Raw genomic sequence first — 24,297 nt, 5'->3', positions numbered from 1 at the left:
TCGTTTACTGGCCTAAAGGGAGATAAAAATCCGCCATGCTGGCGATGGGGCGCGCCTGACGCAGTGCGTCAAGGTCCGGCACTGGCCGCGCCAACTGCGTATCGTGCTTAAACTTCTGTTCCAGCGCCTGCGCCACGCGGAGTACACCGCTGTCATCACCGCGCTTGCCGATAATCTGTAAACCAAATGGCATTCCCAGTGCATCCTTGCCAACGGGTAAGGAGAGGGAAGGCAGCCCCGCCAGCGAGGTGACATAGGCCAACGCCAGCCAGTGATAATAGGTGCGCGTCGGCTGGCCGTTGATTTCTCGCGGGTAAAGTTCGGTCCACGGACGCGGGCTGATGGTCACCGCCGGTGACACCATATAATCATAGTCGTGGAAGAAGGCTTCCCAACGACGATACAACTGGGTTTGCAGATCCAGCCCACGGGAAATATCCAGCGCGCTGTAGCGCAAGCCTTCCTCAATGTTCATCCGAACATTTTCCCCCACCAGTTGGGGATTCTGCTGATATAGCTCCCGCGTGCCGGTGAGAAACAGCAGCGAGCGCAGCGTTTCAAAGGCTTCATTGGTGCCGTGACAATCGGGCGTCGCCTGCTCGGCACTGGCGAACAGTGGGGCGATATGCGTCATCTTCTGACGGAAGCTGTCAGCAACGCCTTGCTCAGTAGGCGCGAAACCAAAATCGCTACTCCAGGCAAGGCGCAGCGACGACAAATCGGTTGCGGGTAGCGGGAAAAACTCCTGTGGCTGGCGTAGCTGACGCCCCGGCACCACATGGGAGAGCGGATCGCGCGCATCCTCGCCCTGCATCACGCTTAACATCAGTGCGGCATCCGCTACCGTGCGTCCCATCGGGCCAAGGGTGGAGATTTGCAGCCAGGCACAGCCGCGTTTTTCTGCCGGAATCAAACCTGCCGTGGGGCGAAATCCCACCACGCCATTAAACGCCGCCGGGTTACGCAGCGAACCGCCGGTATCGGAACCGGTCGCCAGCGACACCATGCCGCAGGCCAGCGCGGCCGCTGAACCGCCAGACGATCCTGCCGCTGAACGGGTGGTATCGAACGGGTTGCCGGTGGTGCCATACACCGCGTTGCGCGAGTTACCGCCTGCACCCCATTCTGGAACGTTGGTTTTACCCACCACGTTGGCACCGGCGGCACGCAGCACCGCCACCAGACGTTCATCCTGGGGGGCGAGGTTGTGGCGCTTCGCCACGCTGCCAAAAGTGGTAGGCAGGCCGGCCGCATCAATCATATCTTTGACGCCGAGCGGTAAACCGTGCAGCGGGCCAAGCGGTTCGCCGCGCAGTACCGCCTTGTCCTGCGCCTGCGCCGTGGCACGCGCGGCGGCGAAATCACAGGCGACCATCGCGTTAACCGCGGGGTTGACCTGTTCAATACGGTTGATACAGCTTTCCAGTAATTCACTTGGGGCAATGCTTTTTTCCCCTATTAACCGACGGGCTTCGCTCGCCGGGAGATCGCATAACGTTTCCATCGTCAGATCCTTTATCAATTAAACCCGCGCGATTTATCGCGCCGTTACGGAGTCGGCATAATTGCCTGGGTGCTTGTTTTCTCGGTGCGGATGGTCAGGCTCATCAGGGTTGAGAACAGCGCTGCACCCATCAGGAACAGAAATGCCGACCCGAAGCTGAAATGTTGCACCATCAGGCCGATCGCCAGTGGGGCGATAAATCCGGCCGCCTGGCCGCCAAAGTTGATCACCCCGATGCCCGAACCCACCATGCGCGGCGCCAGAATTTTGGTCGGAAGCGCGACGGCGATCGCCAGCACAAAGGATTTAAAGAAGTAGGTAAACGCTTGGGCGATAATCACCCCGGTGAGGGTTTCCGCCCGGTACATGCAGCCGATGGCAATGGCGGTAAATAACGCGCTGAACAGCAACATCAGGTTTTCGCGGCCATTGAAGAATTTCACCATCACCCAACCGCCGATGGCAGTGGCGATACCGGCCATCAGATAGGGGATCGGCAACAATACGCCGACGGCTTTGAGGTCAAGATGGCGTTCCGTCATCAGATATACCGGCATCCAGGAGTCGAGGCCTTTGTTGATCAGGCTGAGGCCAAACCACACCGCAGCAATCTTCCACAACAGCGGATGTTTCATGACGCTTTTGACGTCACTCAGGTTGATGCGGCTACATTGCTGACTGTCACTGGCCGGGGTGTTACGCACCGTCAGACTGTATATCAGGACAAACGCCAGGCCCAAAATCCCAATCAGCATAAAGGTGTGACGCCAGTGAAAATGCAGCAGCAGTGGGGCAATCAGTAGCGGGGCGATCATGCTGCCGATGTAATTTGACGAGACCAGCAGCGAGGTGATTTTCGGTTTTTGTTCCGTGGTGTAGTTTTCCGCCGCGTTTTTGATCGCCGCAGAAGGAAAGGCACCTTCGCCCAGACCAAACAGCAGGCGAATCACCAACAGCGAGGCCAGTGACCAGGCCAGTCCGGTCAGCAGGGTGAACAGCGACCAGAAGCCAATTGCCATAATCACCACCATCTTGGCTCCGTAGCGATCGGCCAGCCAGCCGCCCGGCAGTTGCATCAGCCAGAAGCCAAAATAGAACACACTTAACACCAAACCCAGCTCAGACGGGCTGAGATGCATCTCAGCGGTGAGCGCCGGTGCGCCCATACTCAAGACAACGCGATCAATAAAAGCGATACACCAGGCGATATACAGCAAAATAACCACCCAGTGCCGGTAGAACGATGAATCTCGCATGGCTGTTCCTTAATAACCGGTGAATTGAATTTCGCAACGCAAATTCATCCTGCCATGCGTTCAGGGTTATCACCATTTCAACTTTTTCACGCCAGCGATATCAAAAAGGCAAAGATAACGCCATGATAAGTCATGGTTATCCTGAAGGGGTAAAATCAGCCCCTCAGCGCGGTTTTTAATAAGTGGCGGTTATGATGTGACGGCGGAAATAAACGGAAAGGCGTCCATTTCGCGAATAAAATGATCGATAAACGCGGTTACCGCTTTCGGCATACTGCGTCCCGCGAGGGTATTTAGTTCGATATTGATGCCGTGCAGATCCTGACCCACCAGCGGTACGGCACACAAATTATGGGTACGAATATATTCCCGCACCGTCATTTCGGAGGCCACCACCACGCCTTGCTCATAACGCACAAAAGCCAGCAGGGCGCTGATGGAGTTGGTGACAAACACCGGGGAGATGGTGATGCCCTGGCGGCTACAGCAGGCGTCAAACAGGCGGCGCAACATGATCGGACGTTCCGGCAAACCCAGCGGATAGCCACTGAGCTGCGACAATTGCAGGCCGCTGCGTTTCGCCAGCACATGGTCCGGTGGCATCACCGCCACCAGCCGTGACTGCAAACGCCAGGCAACGTGAATATTCTCTTCCGGGATCTGGCTGAAGGTCAGCCCGAGATCGCTTTCCCCCTCGCGTAATCGCCGCACCACCTCTTCGGCGTGGGTAACATGCAGGCGAAAATGGATATCGGGATAGTGGCGGCGAAAGGAGGCGATCATCATCGGCAAAAAATCGACGCTGAAACCGGCGGAGCTGTCGATACGCACCTCGCCTTTCCGTAATCCATTGAGTTCCGCCAGCTCGTGCAGCACTTTTTCACTTTCCAGTTGCGTGCGGATCGCCCACGCCGCCAGCAGTTCACCGGCAACGGTGGGGATCATCCCTTCCTTGCGACGTTCAAACAGTGTTTCGCCCAGCCGATCCTCCAGCCCGCTAATCTGGCGACTGATCGCCGAAGCGGCGACATTCAGTTTCTGAGCCGCCAGGCTGAGTGAGCCGGAGCGCACCACTTCAAGGAAGTAACGTACCGAGTTTTCCTGCAAGTGGCGTACTTTCATGCTGATCCTTGTGCTATTTAATGTTGGATGATTTGATCGAGGAAGTTCCTCGCCCGGGGTGATACCGGTGCGGTGAAGAAGGTTTCTGCCTCAGCATCTTCAATAATTTCGCCGCCGTCCATAAAGATAACGCGATCGGCAATTTTACGCGCAAAGCCCAGTTCGTGGGTGACACAACACATGGTCATGCCTTCCGCCGCCAGTTCCGCCATCACCGCCAGCACTTCGGCGACCATTTCCGGGTCCAGCGCTGAGGTTGGCTCATCAAACAGCATCACTTTAGGGTTCATCGCCAGCGCGCGGGCAATTGCCACACGCTGCTGCTGACCGCCCGAGAGCTGCGCCGGGTATTTGTGGCCGTGCCGCTCCAGTCCGACGCGTTGCAATAATTCCTGGGCCTTATTTAACGCCTCCGCGCGCTGGCGTTTCAAAATCCGCATCTGCGGCACCAGCAAATTATCCAGCACCGTCATATGTGGAAACAGCTCGAACGACTGAAACACCATACCGACTTGCTGACGCAGGCTGGTGAGATTGGTTTTTTTATCACTTAACATCATGCCATCAACATTGATTTCGCCGCGCTGAAACGGTTCCAGCGCATTGATGCATTTAATTAAGGTCGATTTACCGGAACCGGACGGGCCGCAAATCACCACCACTTCGCCTTTTTTGATATTGAGGGTGCAATTTTTCAACACCGGCAACTGACCATAATATTTCGACAGATTATTAATGGCGATCATGCAGATTTCTCCTGCAAAAGGGTTAACAGGCTATTCGCCACAATCTGCGTGGCACGATGTAAATCATCCAGGTGTACGCGCTCATCGGCGCGATGTCCGTTGGCCTCAAGGAAACTGCGCGGCCCGGCCCCGTACATAATGGTGGGAATACCGGCGGCGCTATACAGACGGGCATCGGTATACAGCGGCAGACCCACTAACGGGATCGGTTCTTGCAGGATAGCTTCGGCCTGCTGGCTGAAAATGTTCGCCAGTTCGATACTGGCAGGCGATGAGGTGAACGGACGCGCCAGCAAAATACGTTTCACATCACAGGTGATACCGCTGAGCTGTTGTTCCACCTCGCGAATCAGCGCCAGCAACTCCGCTTCAACCGCTTCCGGCTGTTCTTCCGGGATAATGCGACGATCGAGGCGGATCATCAGGTTATCTGATACCACGTTGGTGTTGATGCCGCCCTCAACCAGGCCAATCACCAGCGTGGGGGAATCGATACCCGCTACCGCCGAATGTTTTTCCGCCAGCGTGTCGCGATAACGATACAACGCGGTCATTAAACGGTTACCGGCTTCAATGGCGTCACAGCCGCTGGACGGGAAGGCGGCATGGGCGGATTTGCCCTGCACGGCAATTTCCAGATGCAAACACCCATTATGTGCGGTAACGACAAAGTAGCTCAGCGCGGCGCACACCGCGTAATCGGGTTTACTGATGCCATTCTCCAGCAGCCAGCCGGGACCGGTGGCGCCGCCCGTCTCCTCATCGTAAGTGATGTGCAGTTCGATGGTGCCGTTTAACGCCGCCCCGCTGTGGATCAACGCCAGCAAGGCATAGGTGTAGGTGGTGATATCCGATTTAGACACCGCCGCACCGCGTCCATACAGCCAGCCATTTTCAATTTCCGCACCGTAAGGATCTTTGCTCCAGCCACCGCCCGGCGGCACGACATCGCCGTGCGCATTCAGCGCGACCGTCGGCCCCGGTCCGAAACGATGGCGCACGATCAGGTTAGTGGCGCTGCGCATCCCGGCTGCCAGTACCACCTCATCCGGCACGGTAAAGGTTTCAACCTCCAGTCCAACGTCGCGCAGTAGCTGCGCGGTGACCAGCGCATGTGGGGTGCAATCGCCCGGTGGGTTGTCGGAAGGCGTCTGCACCAGACGTTTTAACATCTCAACCTGTTGGGAGAAGTGACTTTCAATCCATGTGGCGACACGTTGTTTACTCATTGACTGCGGTCCTGTGATTATCGAAACGGGAAAGGTGGAAAGGCGACAGATCGATGTCGCTGCTGCCGCGCAAAATGAGCTGCGCCAGACTGTGGGCCACCACTGGCGACAGGGTGTAACCATTAGAAGTGACGGCGTTGTAAAAACCGGGCAGGCCGGGGACGTCGCCAATGATCGGCGCGCCATCAATATTGATATTCATCCCGGCCCAGCTACGTACCATATGCAGGCCACTTAAGGCAGGCAGGACGCGATTGGCGACCCATAAATTGCCTTCGATACTTTCGCGGCACGGCTGATTCAGGCGCATCGCCGGGTTAAATTGCGCGCTCCAGCCGCCGCCAATTAATAAACTGCCGTGGGCGGTTTGCTTCAGGCTGAGGTGACGCCCGGCGTGGGCAATCAGATGATCGACCAGCGGCACGGCACGTTCGGTGACGATCATTTGCAGCGGAGCGCCTTTCACCGGCACATTGATGCCAACCATTTCACCCACTTTGGCCGCCCAGGCACCGGCTGCGTTAATCACGCGTTGGGCTTCAATCACGCCACGGCTGGTCTGTACCCGATACCCGCCATGCGTCATGCGTTCAATCGCCGTCACATCGGTGCCGCGCTGAAAGCGTGCCCCCTGGGCGCGCGCCAGTTTGTTCACCACATAAGTGGCGCGCAGTGGGTTGATTTTGCCCTCCATTGGGCAGAATTCAGCGCCGATCAGCTGCGGGGAAAGGTGAGGGGAAAGCCGTGCCAGTTCACTGGCATCCAGCAGCGTCGCGTCGATGCCAAAGCGGCGTTCCAGCGCGATCTTCTGCTCAAGAAAACGCATCTCCTGCGCGGTTTCCGCCACCATCAGACCACCGGTGATTTTGATCTCCAGCGACTCACCGCTCGCCGCTTCCAGTTCCTGCCACAGCCGCACCGAGAGCGGCCCAAGTGGCAGCGTTTGCGCAGCGGGACCACCGCCTTGCTCGGCTTTGGCACCAAAATCAAACGACAGCAGCTGGACATGCAGGCTGCCCGCGTTGGCGCCGGAAGCCTGTAAATTGATGTCGTCGCGCTCCACCACCAGGGTATCCGCGCCGCCAGCGGCAAGGTAATAGCCAAGACAATTGCCCATGACGCCGCCGCCGATCACCAGCACATCCGTTTTTTGCGGCGCTATTGGTGAATTTTCGACCGGGCGCGCCAGGTTAGGGGTGATAGCCGGTTTGTGGCCGCCCCATTCCTGTTTCTCAAACGTCAGCGCGGCGATCGGCACCGGACGGACCGGGAAGCGCGGGGCATAAAACCCGGCGGTGTGGTGGTGACGCTCGGTCATTTCGCTCACCAGTTGCGCCACCATCCCGGCGCAGGTGCGCCCCTGGCATAACCCCATCCCGACGCGCAGGTTACGTTTCAGCGCGGCGGGCGTGTCGATACCCTGACGGATCGCGCTGCGTAAACGGCCAAGGGTGATATTTTCACAACGGCAAATCACCGTCTCATCGGGCTGCGCTTGCAGACTGACCGGCGGTGCCTGGTAAACCTGCCACAATGCCTGCTGGAATGATTCGGCACGGGCAACCTGTTTTTTCAACTTATGCGTATCGATGCCGCTCGCCGTTTTCCCCAGCGCGCTGAGTGCGCGATAACCGGCCAACTGACCGCGAGCCTGGGCAATCTGCGCGCCACCCAGCCGCGCGCCGTCACCGACAACGTACACGCCGGGCACGCTGGTTGCGCCCTCGGCGTCGGTTTTGATCGTCGGGGTGCTGAAAGGTGTGCTGGCGAGTTGCTGTTCACAACCCAGCGAACGCGCTAAATCGGTGGAGGGAATAAAACCGTGACCCAGGCACAGCACATCGCACGGGATTTCGCGACTGGAGCCGGGAATGCGTTGCCCGGCTGCATCCACCTGCATCACGGTGATGCGTTCGAGGCGATCCTGCCCGTGTGCGGCAACCACTTCATAACCCCAGCTTACCGGCACGCGGTTTTTCTTCAGGATGGAGAGATAGTGCTGGCCCTTGAGCAACAACTCAGGGGCTACTTTGGTCATGGTGAGGATCTGGCGCAGCAAGCGGATGCCAGGTTTTGCTGCGCGTTCCAGCACCTCAACCACCTGACCTTCGCTGGCAACCAGTTCAGCGGCAAACTGGAGATTCAGCGGCCCGTTGCCACTTACCACCACTTTTTCGCCGGGGATCACCCGATAAGCTTTTGCCAGCGTCTGACCTGCGCCGGTGGTCATCACCCCAGGCAAAGTCCAGCCGGGAAAGGGCACCGGGCGTTCATACGCACCGGTAGCGATAATCAATTGCTTCGGGCGAATCAATAATGACGTGTCACGCCAGATAACCCCAATTTCCTGTGCGGAGAAGGCGGCCCAGACCGTGGCCTGTTGCAGGATCTCAACCCCGGCGGCCAGGGTTGCTGACAATAACTGCTCGCCATCACGCCACTGCTGCGGCGCTTTGCCGTGCAAGGTATGAGAAGGGGCCAGCGGTTTAAAAAACTGGCCGCCGCTTTGTGGTCGCTCATCAATCACCAGCACCGTTGCACCCGCACTGGCCGCGACGCGGGCGGCTGAAAGTCCGGCGGGTCCGGCACCCAGCACCAGCAAATCGTACTCGCGTGTTTCCGGTGCGATGTTGTCTGGCACCGATGTCAGAGGAATGGCCGGGGGTTGGTCGGCGCGCTGGCTGTGCACCTGCATACCGTCCTGCACTAACGTCATGCAACTGCGTTGCGATCCTTTGCCATCCACCTGTACCACGCATTCGTAGCACGCCCCCATGCCACACCATAAGCCGCGTTTTTCGCCCGGTGTTTCCTCGCGGATTGCCACAATATTTTGCCGCGCAAGGGCAGCGGCAATGGTTTCGTCAGGCAGCGCCGGTACGGCTTTGCCATCAAACCAGATGGTCAGGCGGTCGCCCGCAGGAGTGATATTTGGTGATTTGAGTTCCATAACGCTTGTGATCCAGCAACGCTTGTGTATACAGTATGTATACGGTATACAAACGGTATGCATCAAGTATTTTCTTAAGGAACTCAATATGGCAGCGTTTCGCGGTACTTATACGGTGTTGATTACCCCCTTTACTCAGGATGGTTTAGCAATTGACGTGCCAGCCCTGGAAAAATTAGTCGATTGGCAAATTGAACAAGGAATTCATGGGCTTATCCCGCTGGGCAGTACCGGTGAATTTTTATCCATGACGCGTGAGGAACGACAACTGGTCACCGAAACGGTGATTCGCACCGCCAGAGGGCGTGTGCCGGTGTTGATGGGTACTGGCGCAGAATGGACGCCGGAATGCGTTGAATTGAGTAAAGAAGCCGAAGCGATGGGCGCGGATGGCGTGATGATTATCCCGCCGTTTTATAGCTGCCCGAACGAAGATGAGTTGTTTGCCCATTATCGTGCCGTGGGTGAGGCCATCTCGATTCCGATCATGATTTACAACAACCCGGCCACCGCCAATGTCGATCTGCTGCCGAAAACCGTGGCGCGTTTATCGGAAATCGACACCGTCAGCTACATCAAGGAATCCACCCTTGAGGTGACGCGTGTACGCGACATCATCGAACTGTGCGGCGATCGCATGAACGTTTTCGCGGGCATTCTGGGTTACGAATCTTTCTGGCTGGGTGCCTGCGGCTGGGTGGCGGTGGCGTCCAACCTGTTACCGGCGCAATGCGCACAGATGTTTGAAGCCGCGTGCGATCGTCTTGACCGCAATGAAGCGCTGGCGCTGTACCACAAAATTCTGCCCGTGGTGCGTGCCGTTGGCGGGCCACATTACGTGGCCGCCAGCAAAGCGGGTCTGGCGATGATGGGACTGGAGGTGGGGATCCCGCGCGCTCCACGTCTGCCGCTCGCCAGCAACCTGGAACAGGTGCTGCGACATGAATTAGAAAAACTCAACGTGCTGAACAGCTTCAAGCACTGATAACCGGCCTGATTGTTACTTATTCGGAGAATGTAAATGAACGCGAAATTAACCCTGATTGCGGCTGCGTCTCTTCTGACCGGTAGCCTGTTTGCACAGACCAGTTTTGCCGCCTGTACCCCGGTGCAGGGCGCAACGCTGGTGACCGCGGGTGAGTTAAAAATGTCCACCAACCCGACACTACCGCCACTGCAATATGTTGACGGTGAAGGACAATTAAAAGGAATGCGTATTGAGCTGGGCGAGGAGATTGCCAAGCGCCTGTGCCTGAAACCTGACTATACCCGCATCGAATTCTCCGCAATGGTGCCCGGTTTGCAGGGTGGCCGCTGGGACATGATCAACACCGGCATTTTCTTCACCCCGGCGCGCGCCAAAATGATGTACATGATCCCGTATGAAAGCCAGGCCATCAGCGTTTCGGTGGCACCAGCCGATAGCGGCAAGATCCAGAAGGTTGAAGATCTGGCAGGTAAAAGCGTCGGGGTAGAAATCGGCGGCTTTGAAGAGACTACCATCCGTAAGATCAGCAAAGAACTGGAAGCGAAAGGCCTGAAACCGGTAGATATCCATACCTTCGATAACTTTACCGTGGCGTTCCAGGCATTGCGTGCACAACAGGTGAGCGCGGTGATCAGTATCGATGCAGTCGCAGCCGATTATCAGCACAAAGGCATGTTCAAACAGGTGCTCTCTGGCCTCGAACCCACGCCGGTGGCCATCGCCTTTAAAGATGCCCATCTGGCTGACGCCACCGCCAAAGTGCTGAACCAGATGAATGCCGATGGCAGCTTACCTGCGCTGTTTAATAAGTATGGCGCGAAGATGATCACCGGAACCTTTAGTGTTCAGGGTCCTAACTCTTAAGCGAAGGAAATTTCATTATGATTCAGGGCTGGAGCTGGGAAGGGTACTTCCATTATCTCACCAACTATTTCATTTTCATGGGGGCGGTGAACACCGTCCTGTTAACCCTGGCGGGTATGGCTGGCGGGCTGGTACTGGGAATATTACTGGCCTTTGCCCGGCTCTCGCCCTGGTCCTGGATTAATCAGATCGCACGGGCTTATATCTGGGTTTTTCGCGGCACGCCGTTACTGGTGCAGCTGATTATTATCTATACCGGCCTGCCACAAATCGGTATCCGCTTTGGCGTGATTGAGGCGGTGGTGATGGGCCTGGTATTGAATGAAGCCGCTTACCTGGCGGAGATCATTCGCGGTGGTGTGCAGGCGTTGCCGAAAGGGCAAATCAATGCTGCCAAAGCGCTTGGTTTTAACCATCTGAATGTGGCGCGCTATGTGATTTTCCCGCAAACCATGCGCTTAATTCTGCCCTCTTTAGGGAACAGTTTTAACGGGTTACTGAAAACCACCTCGATTGCCTCGGTGATTTCCGTGGAGGAGTTGTTACGTCGTACGCAAATCCTGATGCAGGAACAGTTCATGGTGCTGGAGCTATTTATGGTTGCCGCCACCTATTACCTGCTCCTCACCACCTTGTGGGACTTTATTCAGCGCAAGATCGAACGTCATTACGCCAAAGCCTACCAGAGTGCCACCCACACCAGTGAACCGGCACAGCCGAGCTTTAAAGAAGTGTCCAGCGCTTACACCAGGGAGACGCAGCCATGAAATCCTTTGATCTGATTGTGAAAAATGCCGATATCGTGACGGCAGCCGATCGCTATCGCGGTGATATTGGGATCAATAATGGTCGCATCAGCGTGATCGCGGCTGAGCTGGATGCCGCGCAGGCAGAGCAGGTGATTGATGCTGAAGGCCGCATGGTGACGCCAGGGGGTGTCGATGCCCATTGCCATCTCGACCAACCTTCCACCGATGGCTCGGTGGGGGCCGATGACTTTATCAGCGGTACCCGTTCAGCAGCCTGTGGCGGCACCACCACCATCATTCCGTTCGCTATGCAGTTTAAGGGGCAGAGCCTGAAGCAGGCGATCGCCGATTATCATCAACGGGCGGAAGGCAAAGCCAGTATCGATTATGCGTTCCACGTCATTATTACCGATGCCAGCCAGGCGGTGATTGACGAGATCCCGGAAGTGATTGCGCAGGGTTATACCTCGTTCAAGATTTATATGACGTATGACGCGTTAAAACTGACCGATCATCACATCCTCAATGTGCTGGAAGCCGCACGCGAGGCGGGTGCGATTTCGATGATTCACGCAGAGAATGATGATTGCATTAGTTGGCTGACGGAACGCCTGAAAAAACAGGGGAAAACTGCACCGCGTTATCATGCGCTGGCGCATTCGCCCATTGGTGAGCGCGAAGCGACGCACCGCGCAATTTCTCTGGCGGAGTTGGTTGATGTGCCAATTCTGTTGGTTCATGTATCAAGCCGTGCCGCCATAGAACAGATTTACTGGGCGCGGGGTCAGGGCATCAATATTTTCTCGGAAACCTGCCCGCAATATTTGTTTCTGACCGCTGAAGATCTCGGTATTGATGACAGTTTCCACGGCGCGAAATGCATTTGTAGCCCGCCGCCGCGGGATACCGATAGCCAGAAGGCGGTGTGGAATGCCTTAGCCAACGGCACCTTTACCATTTTTTCCTCGGATCATTGCCCGTTTAATTTTGATGATCCTCGCGGCAAGAAATTACACGGCGACAATGCCTCTTTCGCCCTGGTGCCGAACGGTATTGCCGGGCTGGAAACGCGTTTGCCGCTGTTGATGAGTGAAGGCGTGTTGCAAAACCGTATCTCGGCACAGCGTTTTGTCGATTTGACCGCCACCGCACCGGCAAAACTCTACGGACTTTATCCGCAGAAAGGCAGCATCGCGGTGGGTTCAGATGCGGACCTGGTTATCTGGGATACCGATCTCGATAAAACCATTACTAACAATGATTTGCATACCAATGCTGATCACACCCCGTATGAAGGCAAACGGGTGCAGGCGTGGCCCGCCATCACGCTTTCGCGCGGTGAAAAAGTCTGGTCAGAAGGGCAATATCACGGCAGAGCGGGCAGTGGGGCGTTTCTGCCCTGCGCGGTGCCTTTCCCTGTGAGAGGATAATCCGGTAAACTCACACCCAATTTTACTCCTGGAAACTGCATAAAGATGACCGACTATCAGGATCATACTCTTGCTGCGATTATGGCTGCGAAGCCGTTGTATATGAAATCAGCCAGTCTGTCTGAACAGGTTTATGCATTGCTGAAAGAGTTAATTCTGGAGCGTAAGATCCCTGGCAGCAGTGAAATGCTGGAGTCGCGCCTGGCGGAAGAGTTACAGGTATCCCGCACGCCGATGCGTGAGGCACTGGTGCGCCTGGCAGGTGAAAATCTGCTGGAACGCCGCGGTGCCCGTTCTTATACCGTGCGCACCATCGATATCAAAGAGTATCTGGATACTATGGCGCTGCGTGAGGTGCTGGAGGCAGAGGCGGTGGGTAAGGCGCTGGACAAAATCAGTGCCGCCACCCTCGACAACCTGATTAAAGAGTTGCAGGAGTTGATCGCCAGCGAAACTGAGCAGGAGCATCTTTACTGGCGCTTCGATGAAAAGCTGCATAACACCATTGCCGAAGCCAGCGGCAATCTGGTGCTGGCGCAGGTATTGAAGGGATTGCGGGTTAACGTGCGTCTGTTTCGTCTGCACAGCCCGTTGCACCGGCAGCAGGAAAATCACGCTGAGCACCTTGATCTGTTGAATGCCATGCGTGAGGGCGACCGGGAAAAAAGCCTCGCTTCAATTCGTAAGCACATCATTAACCTGCGCACTGACGTAATCTCTTCGCTGTAAACGTCATTGATAAAGTCATAGCTCGAGGGCTATGACTTTTTTGTCGCCTGACAAAAGTTTCTGCTAAACCCCTGCGGTTTTACACCCAAAAGTTTCTTCTGGCGCGTGAAAACTGCCGCCATTTCGCGCATGCATTGTTTAAGCTGACTTCAGCCTAACAAGTTGAAAATGAGGAAATTTTTTATATGAAAGTGCAAAAATTAACGCAGCCAGCGTCCATTAAACAGTTGGAAGATTGGGGCAGCGTTGAGGGTTTACCCGGCACTGCCGCCATTCAGCTTTCCGGTATTCAGACGGTGATTGCTGGTAAGGAAGACATTGATTGCGGCATCTTTGCCTGCACCGCGGGAAGTTATCGCCGTGGCGTGAAACAGGCGGAGGTCATGCATTTCCTCGAAGGGATTGGCAGCTTTACGCCAGACGGTGAGGCTACTTTAACCTTCAAACCGGGCGACAGCTTTTTCTTTGAAGCCAACACGCAGGGCACCTGGGTGATGGAGACGCCAATGCGTAAGTTGTATGTGATTTTTGATGCTACTGCGTAATTGCGCTGATGGGTAACGGCGCGATTGATCGCGCCGGAAGTGGGCGAGGGGATTACGCACGTATTGGGCCAGGAGGTGGGATGACGAGGGTGTTTAACGACTGGAGATTCTCTTCCAGTTGGGTAACAACCTTATTTAGCTTGTTAAGCGTGAGTGTCGCCGCGTCGAATTGATCCCAGACGGGACTAAATCTTTCACTGTTGCAATGCCTCTGTAAATTGCTCACGATATCCGCCTCCTTACTCTCAACTTGTCGAAATAGATTCGACAATAAATCAAGGTCATCGATAATATTATTTATGAAAACATTGTTTTGTTTTACGATGGACTGGTCGCCATACTTATTATTCGCTTTGAATGTCTGAAGGTATTTCCTGCATTCCAGTATTTTATTATTAATTTCATCGCCTGAGGTGTTGAAACATCTTTCGAATGAGATGCTTTTTAAGTCCGGACTGGCATTTACAATTTCCCCGTCAGGAAGCCTGACGTTGGTGAGTCTGACGTTTTTTATTTCGCTAATGATTTCCCGTAAGATATCGCAGGCTATTGTCTTATGTCGCATTGCGGTGGTTAAGACATCCCTTTCATTTTTTGTTGACCTGGTGCAGCGCTGCGTTATCTCATTTTCTACTATCTTATTGGCTTTTTTCAGGATGCCTGACGTTGCGTCAACTTTTGCTGACTCTTTACGCGACACCCATTCCTGGGTGGTTTTAATGTTTTGTTCGCAAACATCCTGGGGTATACCAAAAGACTTAATAAATTCGGAATATGATGTGGAGCAGGAAGCCACGCCCTGATTAGACACCATGCTGTTACCACGATCATTATTTATAAACTTCATAGATGAAACCATATTGCCATCATTATTCTCATTGGGCTGACTGGCAATACGTGTAACAGCCAAAAGGGGCATCAGGAGGAATTGAAATGATGACCTCATTATTTTTCTCCATTGGTTTATGTAGAGACATGAAAACATAGCATGAGGATGAGTTGTCTCCATTGCCGTTCAGAAAAATATCAGGGAAGTGATGAGATATAAGGTTTAGATCAGGCGTCGCTACGTGAATTCTGAGAGAAGCGCATAGGGATTGGGCGGGAGATTTTGCGTAGCGACGCGATTCATCGCGCATCATCCAGCGGTGGTGACGTAAAATCCGCGCGATAAATCGCGCCGTTACGGGATGGGGTGGTGTTGCGGGGTTAGCCGGATATCGTATTTAACATAATATACATTATGCGCCATTAATCGTAATTCTATCCCCAGACCAGAAATTCAGATTATGTTAAGAACCAGCCCCCGCGGCTGGCTCTTGCTTGTGGCAATTACCAGCTCACCGGCTTCAACTGCATACCATGATTACCCTGGTAATTCGGCGATTCTGATGGCTTCCAGTTTGCCAGTAACGCTTCCTGCGGTTTATAGATTTCTACCCCCAACGGACGGCACACTTTCAGCGTATCCTCTGCTTCATCACCCCACATTGGCAATGACAGATCGCCACCCGGACAGGTTGACAGCGCGCATAACAGATCGATCTCGGCAAAGAACTCAAGGTAGTCGCCTTTCTGCGCCGGACAGGCTTTCATAAAATATTGGTCATCATCATTCAGACCGGTGCACTGGAAAACGTTCATCACATCATGAACATCAAATTCCGTCAGCCCCCACGGCTGCACGGCACGCACCAGGTTTGAATGACAATGGAAATCAAAATCCTCACCGGTCAGCAGCTTGTTAACATAAGGATCGCAACGCGTGCCCAGCAGATCATGCACGCGCCCACCGTCGTTATCGATACCATAATCCGCCAGTGAATCTGCGGTAATGGTCGCCATAGGCCGGATAAACGGCAAGTTTGACCACAGACGATCATAAGTAGAAAGATGCGCCCGTTGTAGCTGGCGTGTACGGGAAACCCACATTCTTTCACGCGGATCGCGGCGGTTCCAGATATTCAAATCCCCTACCTGCGGGCCTTCTGGCGTGGTGATACGGAACAGATGCCCGGCCGGGACTTCCCAGGCAAAACCCGTACGGATCGGGATCAAATGGGATGCGGTCAACTCGCGTGGCCCTTCGGCCAGCGCCTGATAAAACGCGCGATCAACATCCAGTGCAGAGCCGGATGTGCTCTGATAAGCGGCAGGATAATTCGACATCAGTATGATTCTCCTTGAGAAAGAGGATGGCTGAAGGTGGCAGTCAGTTGACGCTCCGAGTAATCGAGATAGTCAATCAGCGCACGACACGCCGCCTCACTTTGTTGTTGGCTCAGTAATGCCAGGATTTCGCGGTCACGCGCAATCCACGGCAACTGAAAGTCACGTTCGCCGGCTCCGCTGCAAAACAGCAGACGTAATTGCGCCAGCAGCACGCTGAAAAAATCATTAAAACGCGCACAACCCAGCATCTGCACGATGCTTTGATGAAAACGCAGACTGTGGGTACCGACGCTGCGCCACGCCTCATTCGCCGCAGCTTGGGCGGCGTTATCCAGATGCTGCGCCATACGCGCCAGGTGAAAATCACTGATCGGGCTGTTAACCGTCAGCGCCAGCACCTCGAGATGACGACGCGCCTTGAAAATGTCACGCACATCGCGCTTATCGAGCTGACGAACAAACACCCCGCGATTCTGGTGATAATTCACCAGCCCTTCGCCATGTAAAAAGCGCAGCGCTTCGCGGAGCGTGTTACGCGAGCTATCGCATAATGCCGCCAGTTCGATCTCCGCCAATGCCTGTCCCGCAACCAGGTTGCCGCTGATGATATTTTCTCGCAGCAAAATCGAAATCCGCTCAAAAGCAGGCAAACCCGACAAATCAAGATGTTCTGGAATTTCAATGGTTAAGGTGCGGGTTTCTCCGGCAGAACCTTTCATGCTTTGCCCTCAGGCCGTGGCCATATCGTCAATAAAACGGAAGATGCGGTGATCGCGCATTTGACGAATCTCAGCCGGTGAAGCGTCAATTTCAATGCGCCCTTGCTCCATAAACACCACACGATCGGAAATGGCAAAAGCAAACTTCATCTCATGGGTGACGATCAGCATGGTAATCCCCTCCTCTGCCAGCTTTTCAATCACCTGCAACACTTCGCTGACGCGCTCCGGGTCCAGCGCGGAGGTCGGCTCATCAAATAACACCACCGCCGGTTTCATCACCAGAGTACGGGCAATCGCCACTCGCTGCTGCTGGCCGCCGGATAACTGATGCGGATATTTGGTGGCATGCTCCAGCATGCCGACTTTATCCAGCATCGCCAGACTGCGTTGATGCAGATCTTCACGGCTATCGAGGTTGTGCAGACGCGGAGCCAACATCAGGTTCTCCAGCACCGTTTTGTGCGGGAACAGATTGAAGCCCTGGAATACCATGCCAAGTCGGGTGATCTGCGCCCGATATGGCAAGGCATTTTCACGCTGACCGGCACGGATAAATTCTTGCCCCAGCAGTTCAACGCTGCCCTGGTCCATCGTCTCCAGACCATTGACCATGCGGATCAGGGTGGTTTTGCCGGAGCCTGAAGGACCGATAATTGAGATCACTTCGCCGGGCTGGACGCTAAGGTTGATATCCCGCAGCACCGTCTTGCCATTAAAGGCTTTACTCAGGCCGGTTAATTGCAGAATCGGTTTGGCTGACGCGCTATGGCTTTTACGTGTCTGCACCTGCGGTGCCGGTAAACGGGCTCTGGCCTGGGCGACATCAAAGGCTGCCGGGGTGCGATTCTGCACATCCCAACGACGCTCCAGCCAGCCGAACAGCCGTTCGAACAGGGTGACAATCAGAACGTAGTAACAGGCCACCGCCAGCAGCGTTTCCATCACCTTGAAGTTGTCGGTATACAGACGCTCACCCACCATCAGAATTTCTGACAGCGAGATCACCGACACCAACGAGGTCATCTTCACGATGGTGATAAACTCGTTCACCAGCGTTGGCAGTGAGATGCGTAGCGCCTGGGGAATGATGATGCTCAAACGGATCTGGGCGTTGTTGAGTCCTAACGCCCTGCCCGCTTCAAACTGCCCGCGCTGCACGGACAGCAAGCCGCCACGGTGAATCTCAGCGATATAAGCGGTTTCGCTGATAATCAACGCCAGCAAACCGGCGGCGAATGGGTTAGAAAGCACGCCGCTGGTTGCCGGGAAAATTTGCGGCAGGTTAAAGATAAAAATCAGCAGCACCAACAGTGGCAAACTGCGGAACAGCCAGATGTAACAGGCAGCGGCGTTACGCAGCACGGCATTGCGCGACTGTTTTGCCAGCGCGACTCCCAGCCCCAGCACGATTCCGCCTAACCAGGTCAGCACACTGAGTTGTACCACCAGCCAACTGGCCCGCCAGAAGTCTGCGTAGTGAAATAAACTTATCAGGTAAGGCCAGTCAAATTGCATGCTTCCTCCAGTGCTAACCCTTGTTACAGCGTGCCTGCCAGCGCTTTGGCGCTTTCATCGGCATCCGGCATTTGCAGGTTGTATTTCTGCAACAGCGCCCGATAGCTACCGTCGCTCACCTTCTGTGCAAACGAGGCTTTCAGCGCGCTTAACAGCTGTGGATTGTCTTTATTCACCGCCAGTCCCACCACCACGGGATAAATCATCTGCTGAGAAGAGATTTTCAGGCGGTTACCGGTTTTTTCGACGGTGGCTTTGGCGACGGCAGCATCTTCGTACTGCACATCCACCGCGGCTGACAGCAACGCCTGAGTGGCTTCCGGCGAGGTCGGGAATTCACGTACCGAAATAGCCCCCAGCCCTTTAGGCTGACAGTAGTCAACAGACACCTTATTCAACCGGGCGATCCAGGCTCCGCCTTTGATCGATGCCACCCGCTTACCGCACAGATCTTCCGGTTTCTGCGGAGCAAAACTGGAGCTGGCGGTCACCAGCAGCGAACCCCCGGTCTTCATATACGGCAGGAAATCCACCTGCTGCGCCCGTTCAGGTGTGACGTAAAGCGTGGAAGCCACGACGTCGAATTTGTTGCTTTTCAGACCGAGGATCAGGCTGGCAAAACGGGTGTCCTTCACCACCGGCTTGAGCTTCATCGGTGAGGCGATCAGGTCAATAAACTCGGCATCAAAGCCCGCTGGTTTATCCTGTTTGAGGAAGTTATACGGCGGATACGTCAGGTCAGAGCCAATGGTCAGACTACCGGGCACAAGGGTGGCAGCCTGGGCCACGCTGAAAAACACAGGTGCGGCAAGACAGGCCATGCGTAACATCGTTTTCATAGTGGAGCCTCTGGTGTTGTTTGTTCAACAATGATTAAGCATTAAGTGTGCCAATTTTATCTTTGCTGATAATTCACGTCAGAAAGAACCGGCGCAGTTGAAAAACGGAGGCGGGATTGAACCAATATGGGGCAGGAAATCAGGGATTATGCACCAACATAACCCATCATTGACGAAAATTAGTGTCCGGCAAACTCGGTAAAGGCCACCAGTTGCCGTGTCAGGAAGCGTTTGGTGTCTTCATCCACCAGCACACCGTCAATCACCTTATGGCCGACATCGCCGATCATCGCTTCTGGCTTATTCAGAACTTTGGCGTCGAAATAGCCAAGGATTTGCCGCAGATGCATCTGCGCCCGCACCCCGCCTAATTTGCCCGGCGAAGCGGATTGAATCAGCACCGGTTTCCCGGCCAGTGGCTGGGGATTGACCCGTGACAGCCAGTCGAGTGCGTTTTTCAGCAAACCCGGTATCGAATGGTTGTATTCCGGCGTAATGATCACCAGACCATCGGCCTGCTTAATCTGTTCAGCCATCGCGACCACCGCCGCCGGGAATCCGGCCATTTCGGTGTCCATGCTGTAATGCGGGAATTCGCCAGGCGAACCCAGTGCCTCAAACACCACGCCCTCGGGAGCCAGTTCCGGTAAGGTACTGGCGATGGCGGCATTCACCGAACCACTGCGCAAACTACAGGTTAATGTGACAAACTTCATCGTTTTCTCCTTAAGGTTAAAACTGATACACCAGACCGATGGCGAGGACATCGTCAGTTGAGACACCCGCTGCGGTTGTGAAATCGCTGCTATCGATCAGGTTCAGCTTATAGTCGACATAGGCGAGCATATTTTGATTGAAAAGATATGACGTACCGAAATCGACAAATCTCACCAGATCCTGATTGCCATACAGCTTGCCATTACCCGCCAGACCGAGATCTTTAGCCCGAGCCTGGTTATAGGCGATAAACGGAACAAAGCCTGAGTCAAAGGTGTATTGAGCAAAAACTTCGAAGATTTGCGACTGGTTGGCATAGCCATAGATGTCAGAACCGCTGCGGGAACCAAAGCGTGAAGCGTTGTACGCCTGGGTGTACATGGTGGCGACATACCAGCCATGCGCATCATATTTCAGTGCGGCCGAGTAAGCTTCCGCATGATCGCCCCGCCCCATGATGCCGCTGGCGGTGCTGTTCTGCTCGCGGGTGCGGTCGGAATGAGTGAAGGCACCGACGGCTTTAAAGCCATCGCCAAACGCCCAGGCAACTGACATCCCGTAGCCGTCGCCATTTTGTCGCAGGACATCGCGCGCGCCGGGTTCTTCACCGCCATCATTTTTACCCTGATATTGCAGGGTAAAATCCAGCCCCTGAACCACACCAAAGAAACCGGTATTGCGGTATGTCGCCAGGCTGTTGCCGCGCCGGAACATAAACTGGTCGGTATTGTAGGTCAGGGCGTCAAACTCGGGCTGCATATCGGTCAGGCTGAGTGCGTCGTATAGCACCCCAACGTTGCGCCCATAGTCAAAGGAACCATATTTACCGGCTTTGATCCCGGCAAACCCCAGGCGAGTAAACATCGAATCGCTTTCACTTTCGGCCTGATTGGTATTGAACTGGCTTTGCCATTGTCCATAGCCGATAAGCAGATCAGAAATCTGTGTCTGCCCTTTGAAGCCGACGCGCATATAGGATTGATCGCCGTCCTGACTTTTATCATCGCTAAAATAGCGCAAGCCGGACACGAGTCCATATAAGTCTAATTTTTTGCCATCTTTGTTATAAATTTCGGCCGCTGAGGCGTGGCTGCCGATAAAAATCCAAGGTGCTAACAGCGCCAGTGTTGTGAGCTTCATTTACCCCTCCCCTGAAAGAAACGCGTCAATTATCTGAGGGGGATGGAAAAAAAGTAAGTTATACAGAAGGATAGTTATACGAAGATATAATTGCTCACGCTGCCCTGATGATCCGTTATTCCTTCAAATTATCTGAAAGACTTCGCCAGGTATCCGCTATTTTGTTACTTCGCCCCGGTGTTTACAATTTATCCAATCGCAGACAAACCTGCTTATAAATTGGATCACACAGGAAATCATCATGAAATCTTTCAACATTATTATTGCCAGTCTTGCCCTGCTATTTTTGGTGGTCAATGTGGCACAAAGCGCACCGGCCCGCAGCACCCTGTTGGATGATGCCGCCGCTCGGGTCGTGATGCAGTCGAAAGAAGCCGGAGCTACCTGGAAAGTCGACAGTGAGCGTTATGTGAATCATATCGAGCCTGGCGCAGAGTTGATTAAATACACCCGGTAACACCGTCTCTCATGTACAAATTGAGCCGTGCTCCCGCCCTGCATTAATCGATGCAACCTTATGAAATGCAATTGAAAAATCCTTAAGCCAACCGGTAATCAAGGCCGCCGGGACAGGCTTGTGGCCCGACAGTGACAGGCTTCTCTGACTATACTTTCGCGGGGGAAAAATCGTGTGCCACCCCCGGGGCTGATGAAGAAAACCTTAAGTATCAATGAGGAGTCTGTTCTATGGCATTTGTAACGACAAAAGATGGCGTGAATATTTTCTTTAAAGACTGGGGCCCCAAAGAGGCTCAACCGATTGTTTTCCATCACGGTTGGCCGTTAACGGCGGATGACTGGGACAATCAGATGCTGTTCTTTCTGGCGCAAGGTTACCGGGTGATTGCGATTGATCGTCGCGGTCATGGTCGCTCGGACCAGGTCAGTGACGGACATGATATGGACCATTACGCAGCAGATGCGTCAGCGGTAGCGGAACATCTTGACCTGCATAATGCGGTGCATATCGGCCACTCTACCGGTGGTGGTCAGGTGGCCCGCTATGTTGCCAAATATGGCCAGCCGCAGGGGCGTGTTGCCAAAGCGGTGTTGATCAGCGCGGTGCCTCCGTTGATGTTAAAAACCGCCAGCAATCCCAATGGCACCCCGCTGGAGGTGTTCGATAGTTTTCGCGCCGCGCTGGCGGCAAACCGTGCGCAGTTCTACCTTGATGTCGCTTCCGGCCCTTTCTATGGTTTCAACCGTCCAGGTGCAGAGATTTCCCAGGGAACGATTCAGAACTGGTGGCGTCAGGGGATGATCGGCAGCGCCAAAGCGCATTACGAAGGGATCAAAGCCTTTTCGGAAACCGATCAGACGGAAGATTTAAAGGCCATCACCGTTCCCACCCTGGTGTTGCAGGGCGATGACGATCAGGTGGTGCCCTATAAAGCGGCCGCCTTGTTGCAGGATGAGTTACTGCCAAACAGCATCTTAAAGATTTACCCCGGCTTCCCTCACGGTATGCACACCACCCACGCTGATGTGATCAACGCCGACCTGCTGGCGTTTATTCGCGCCTAGTTTTATTATCGAAGCGGTTAATTCAGATGAATCAGGCAGAGGAAGTTAATCATATTTCCCTGCCTGTTTTTTATTGTGTTTTCCTGTAAATAACATTCCGCTATGGCATCAAATTTTATTTATCATGATAAGAATTAATAGCAATTGATATGATAAGCCTGCAATACATGGCAAGCTGATTAAATAGATGAAAAATAGACTATTTTTTCAATAAAAAGCCTGATTGACAAACACCCTTTCCCGACTAAATTTCAATATGTGTCGCTGTTGAAATATAACCGAAGCCAGAGGTGTAACATGAGACTTTCTCTCAAGTCAGACGTGCCCGCATTGCAAGGAAAACTTGCTGAATATGAAAAAGATGAAACCATAACCAATATTGAAGTCCTGGAGTTAAGTAAACTCGCTGATGATTATATGGCGAAAGTGCAGGCTGAATATTTGAATCTGGATAAAGACGTTTTCCAGGTTTGTATTGATGACATTTCTCAGGCAATGCAAAAGATGGCGATTGAAATTGAAAAAAACAAACCATCACAAGAAGATAGTGATAACCTGAATGCCGCCATACAATTTCAGTTAGCGCAACTGGTCATTAATTACAATCGCACCGTGGGTAAAGTGAAATTCAAATCCGGATTCCTGGCCCTCAGTAAAAACAGTTGACCTCCCCTGTAGCGGCGCGATTTATCGCGCGCCCTGGCCTTTGATGCGTGATTTATCCTGGGCATTAAAACCCGCCAGAAAACAGCGCGATAATTCACGCCGCTATCAACATTACCTGATGATAATGTTAACAATTGTGCTAACATACACAGGTATTCTAACTACCATACATCTCGCGCAGGTTGAACCTGCCTTTTTTCGCACTATATTGGCTATTGAGCACGACTTTTAAACATCCGTGAAATTCAGGTTGAGAAGAGACCTTCTATGAATCACATAGTTTACGTTGTTGATGATGACGAGTCGGTACGTTCTGCTCTGAGTAACCTGCTTAGCTCAGAAAATTATGACGTTATCGTTTTTTCTACCGCCCAGGCCTTTCTTGACTATGCGTTTCCACAGGTTCCCGGTTGTCTGATTCTGGATATTAATATGCCGGGTGCCGATGGTTTTGCCGTGGCGAATGCGCTGAATGCGCGTGGTCATGTTATCCCAACCATTTTTCTCACCGGTTTCGGCACCATTCCGGTTACGGTGCGGGCGATGAAAACCGGCGCTTGTGAGTTCCTGACCAAGCCGGTCGATCCGGATCGCATATTACAAGCGGTGGCCGAGGCGCTGGCGATCGCGGAAGAGAATCTGGCTTCCTCGCAGGAAAAATACGATATCACGTCTCGTCATCAATCGCTGACGCCGCGTGAAAGTGAGGTGATGTTGCTGGCGATCAGCGGCCTGCTCAATAAGCAAATCGCCGCTGAGATGGGTATCAGTGAAATCACCGCCAAGGTACACAAACGTCGGGTGATGGAAAAAATGAATGTCCGTTCGTTATCCGACCTGGTGCGTGCTGCCGAACGTCTGAATATTCTCAGCACGCGCCGTCGCTAATC

23 protein-coding genes are annotated in these 24,297 nt (G+C 53.9%); 10 read left to right on the top strand and 13 right to left on the bottom strand.

What is annotated here, in order from left to right:
* Nucleotides 1-4: 4 nt before the first annotated feature.
* The 6 genes from L579_RS05350 to L579_RS05325 all read right to left on the bottom strand — a co-directional run bounded on the left by L579_RS05350 (nucleotide 5) and on the right by L579_RS05325 (nucleotide 8,807).
* Nucleotides 5-1,504 carry an amidase gene (locus L579_RS05350; RefSeq protein ID WP_021183256.1) on the bottom strand — a complete coding sequence of 500 codons (1,500 nt, stop codon included), beginning with the start codon at nucleotides 1,502-1,504 and terminating at the stop codon, nucleotides 5-7.
* Nucleotides 1,505-1,548: 44 nt separating this feature from the next.
* Entirely contained in the window at nucleotides 1,549-2,760 is a 1,212-nt protein-coding gene (locus tag L579_RS05345; protein ID WP_021183255.1) for an MFS transporter, read from the bottom strand.
* Between the two features lie 189 nt (nucleotides 2,761-2,949).
* Complete coding sequence (locus tag L579_RS05340) at nucleotides 2,950-3,882, bottom strand: LysR family transcriptional regulator (RefSeq protein ID WP_021183254.1); 933 nt, start codon at nucleotides 3,880-3,882, stop codon at nucleotides 2,950-2,952.
* A gap of 17 nt (nucleotides 3,883-3,899) precedes the next feature.
* Nucleotides 3,900-4,628 carry an amino acid ABC transporter ATP-binding protein gene (locus L579_RS05335; protein WP_021183253.1) on the bottom strand — a complete coding sequence of 243 codons (729 nt, stop codon included), beginning with the start codon at nucleotides 4,626-4,628 and terminating at the stop codon, nucleotides 3,900-3,902.
* On the bottom strand, nucleotides 4,625-5,857 hold the full coding sequence (locus L579_RS05330; RefSeq protein ID WP_021183252.1) for a M20/M25/M40 family metallo-hydrolase: 1,233 nt from the start codon (nucleotides 5,855-5,857) through the stop codon (nucleotides 4,625-4,627). The genes L579_RS05335 and L579_RS05330 overlap by 4 nt, the downstream gene beginning before the upstream one ends.
* Entirely contained in the window at nucleotides 5,850-8,807 is a 2,958-nt protein-coding gene (locus L579_RS05325) for an FAD-dependent oxidoreductase (RefSeq protein WP_021183251.1), read from the bottom strand. The genes L579_RS05330 and L579_RS05325 overlap by 8 nt, the downstream gene beginning before the upstream one ends.
* 88 nt (nucleotides 8,808-8,895) lie before the next feature.
* Here L579_RS05325 and L579_RS05320 point away from each other — a divergent pair, with 88 nt between their 5' ends.
* The 6 genes from L579_RS05320 to L579_RS05295 all read left to right on the top strand — a co-directional run bounded on the left by L579_RS05320 (nucleotide 8,896) and on the right by L579_RS05295 (nucleotide 14,112).
* Entirely contained in the window at nucleotides 8,896-9,792 is an 897-nt protein-coding gene (locus L579_RS05320) for a dihydrodipicolinate synthase family protein (protein ID WP_021183250.1), read from the top strand.
* A gap of 36 nt (nucleotides 9,793-9,828) precedes the next feature.
* Nucleotides 9,829-10,659, top strand: coding sequence for an ABC transporter substrate-binding protein (locus L579_RS05315; RefSeq protein WP_021183249.1), 831 nt, complete (start codon nucleotides 9,829-9,831; stop codon nucleotides 10,657-10,659).
* A 17-nt stretch (nucleotides 10,660-10,676) separates the two neighbouring features.
* Nucleotides 10,677-11,426 carry an amino acid ABC transporter permease gene (locus L579_RS05310; RefSeq protein WP_021183248.1) on the top strand — a complete coding sequence of 250 codons (750 nt, stop codon included), beginning with the start codon at nucleotides 10,677-10,679 and terminating at the stop codon, nucleotides 11,424-11,426.
* Nucleotides 11,423-12,838, top strand: coding sequence for a dihydropyrimidinase (hydA, locus tag L579_RS05305; RefSeq protein ID WP_021183247.1), 1,416 nt, complete (start codon nucleotides 11,423-11,425; stop codon nucleotides 12,836-12,838). The genes L579_RS05310 and hydA overlap by 4 nt, the downstream gene beginning before the upstream one ends.
* A gap of 45 nt (nucleotides 12,839-12,883) precedes the next feature.
* Nucleotides 12,884-13,567, top strand: a complete 684-nt coding sequence (locus L579_RS05300) for a GntR family transcriptional regulator (protein ID WP_021183246.1) — start codon at nucleotides 12,884-12,886, stop codon at nucleotides 13,565-13,567.
* Nucleotides 13,568-13,752: 185 nt separating this feature from the next.
* Entirely contained in the window at nucleotides 13,753-14,112 is a 360-nt protein-coding gene (locus L579_RS05295; protein ID WP_021183245.1) for a cupin domain-containing protein, read from the top strand.
* Nucleotides 14,113-14,164: 52 nt separating this feature from the next.
* On the opposite strand, the gene L579_RS05290 is transcribed toward L579_RS05295, so the two are convergent.
* The 7 genes from L579_RS05290 to L579_RS05260 form a co-directional block, all read right to left on the bottom strand.
* Complete coding sequence (locus L579_RS05290; RefSeq protein ID WP_021183244.1) at nucleotides 14,165-15,058, bottom strand: hypothetical protein; 894 nt, start codon at nucleotides 15,056-15,058, stop codon at nucleotides 14,165-14,167.
* A gap of 386 nt (nucleotides 15,059-15,444) precedes the next feature.
* Nucleotides 15,445-16,281 carry an urea carboxylase-associated family protein gene (locus tag L579_RS05285; RefSeq protein ID WP_021183243.1) on the bottom strand — a complete coding sequence of 279 codons (837 nt, stop codon included), beginning with the start codon at nucleotides 16,279-16,281 and terminating at the stop codon, nucleotides 15,445-15,447.
* A complete protein-coding gene (locus L579_RS05280) occupies nucleotides 16,281-17,003 on the bottom strand; it encodes a GntR family transcriptional regulator (protein WP_021183242.1) in 723 nt (240 codons plus the stop codon). The genes L579_RS05285 and L579_RS05280 overlap by 1 nt, the downstream gene beginning before the upstream one ends.
* Before the next feature lie 9 nt (nucleotides 17,004-17,012).
* Nucleotides 17,013-18,521 (bottom strand): amino acid ABC transporter permease/ATP-binding protein, encoded by a 1,509-nt coding sequence (locus L579_RS05275; protein WP_021183241.1) that lies wholly within the window; start codon nucleotides 18,519-18,521, stop codon nucleotides 17,013-17,015.
* Nucleotides 18,522-18,544: 23 nt separating this feature from the next.
* Entirely contained in the window at nucleotides 18,545-19,360 is an 816-nt protein-coding gene (locus tag L579_RS05270) for an ABC transporter substrate-binding protein (RefSeq protein ID WP_021183240.1), read from the bottom strand.
* A gap of 179 nt (nucleotides 19,361-19,539) precedes the next feature.
* A complete protein-coding gene (locus L579_RS05265) occupies nucleotides 19,540-20,076 on the bottom strand; it encodes an NADPH-dependent FMN reductase (RefSeq protein ID WP_021183239.1) in 537 nt (178 codons plus the stop codon).
* Nucleotides 20,077-20,092: 16 nt separating this feature from the next.
* Nucleotides 20,093-21,217, bottom strand: coding sequence for a porin (locus L579_RS05260; protein WP_021183238.1), 1,125 nt, complete (start codon nucleotides 21,215-21,217; stop codon nucleotides 20,093-20,095).
* A 241-nt stretch (nucleotides 21,218-21,458) separates the two neighbouring features.
* Here L579_RS05260 and L579_RS05255 point away from each other — a divergent pair, with 241 nt between their 5' ends.
* From L579_RS05255 to L579_RS05240, 4 genes are all read left to right on the top strand, one after another.
* Nucleotides 21,459-21,674: a hypothetical protein gene (locus tag L579_RS05255; RefSeq protein ID WP_021183237.1), complete on the top strand. Its 216-nt coding sequence runs from the start codon at nucleotides 21,459-21,461 to the stop codon at nucleotides 21,672-21,674.
* A 230-nt stretch (nucleotides 21,675-21,904) separates the two neighbouring features.
* Entirely contained in the window at nucleotides 21,905-22,741 is an 837-nt protein-coding gene (locus L579_RS05250) for an alpha/beta fold hydrolase (protein ID WP_036625200.1), read from the top strand.
* A gap of 297 nt (nucleotides 22,742-23,038) precedes the next feature.
* Nucleotides 23,039-23,407, top strand: coding sequence for a hypothetical protein (locus tag L579_RS05245; RefSeq protein WP_021183236.1), 369 nt, complete (start codon nucleotides 23,039-23,041; stop codon nucleotides 23,405-23,407).
* A 267-nt stretch (nucleotides 23,408-23,674) separates the two neighbouring features.
* A complete protein-coding gene (locus L579_RS05240; protein WP_021183235.1) occupies nucleotides 23,675-24,295 on the top strand; it encodes a response regulator transcription factor in 621 nt (206 codons plus the stop codon).
* The last annotated feature ends 2 nt before the right edge of the window (nucleotides 24,296-24,297 follow it).

This window comes from Pantoea sp. AS-PWVM4 (assembly GCF_000468095.1).
GTDB classification, from domain to species: domain Bacteria; phylum Pseudomonadota; class Gammaproteobacteria; order Enterobacterales; family Enterobacteriaceae; genus Pantoea; species Pantoea phytobeneficialis.
This window is presented reverse-complemented; position numbering and strand designations above follow the sequence as displayed.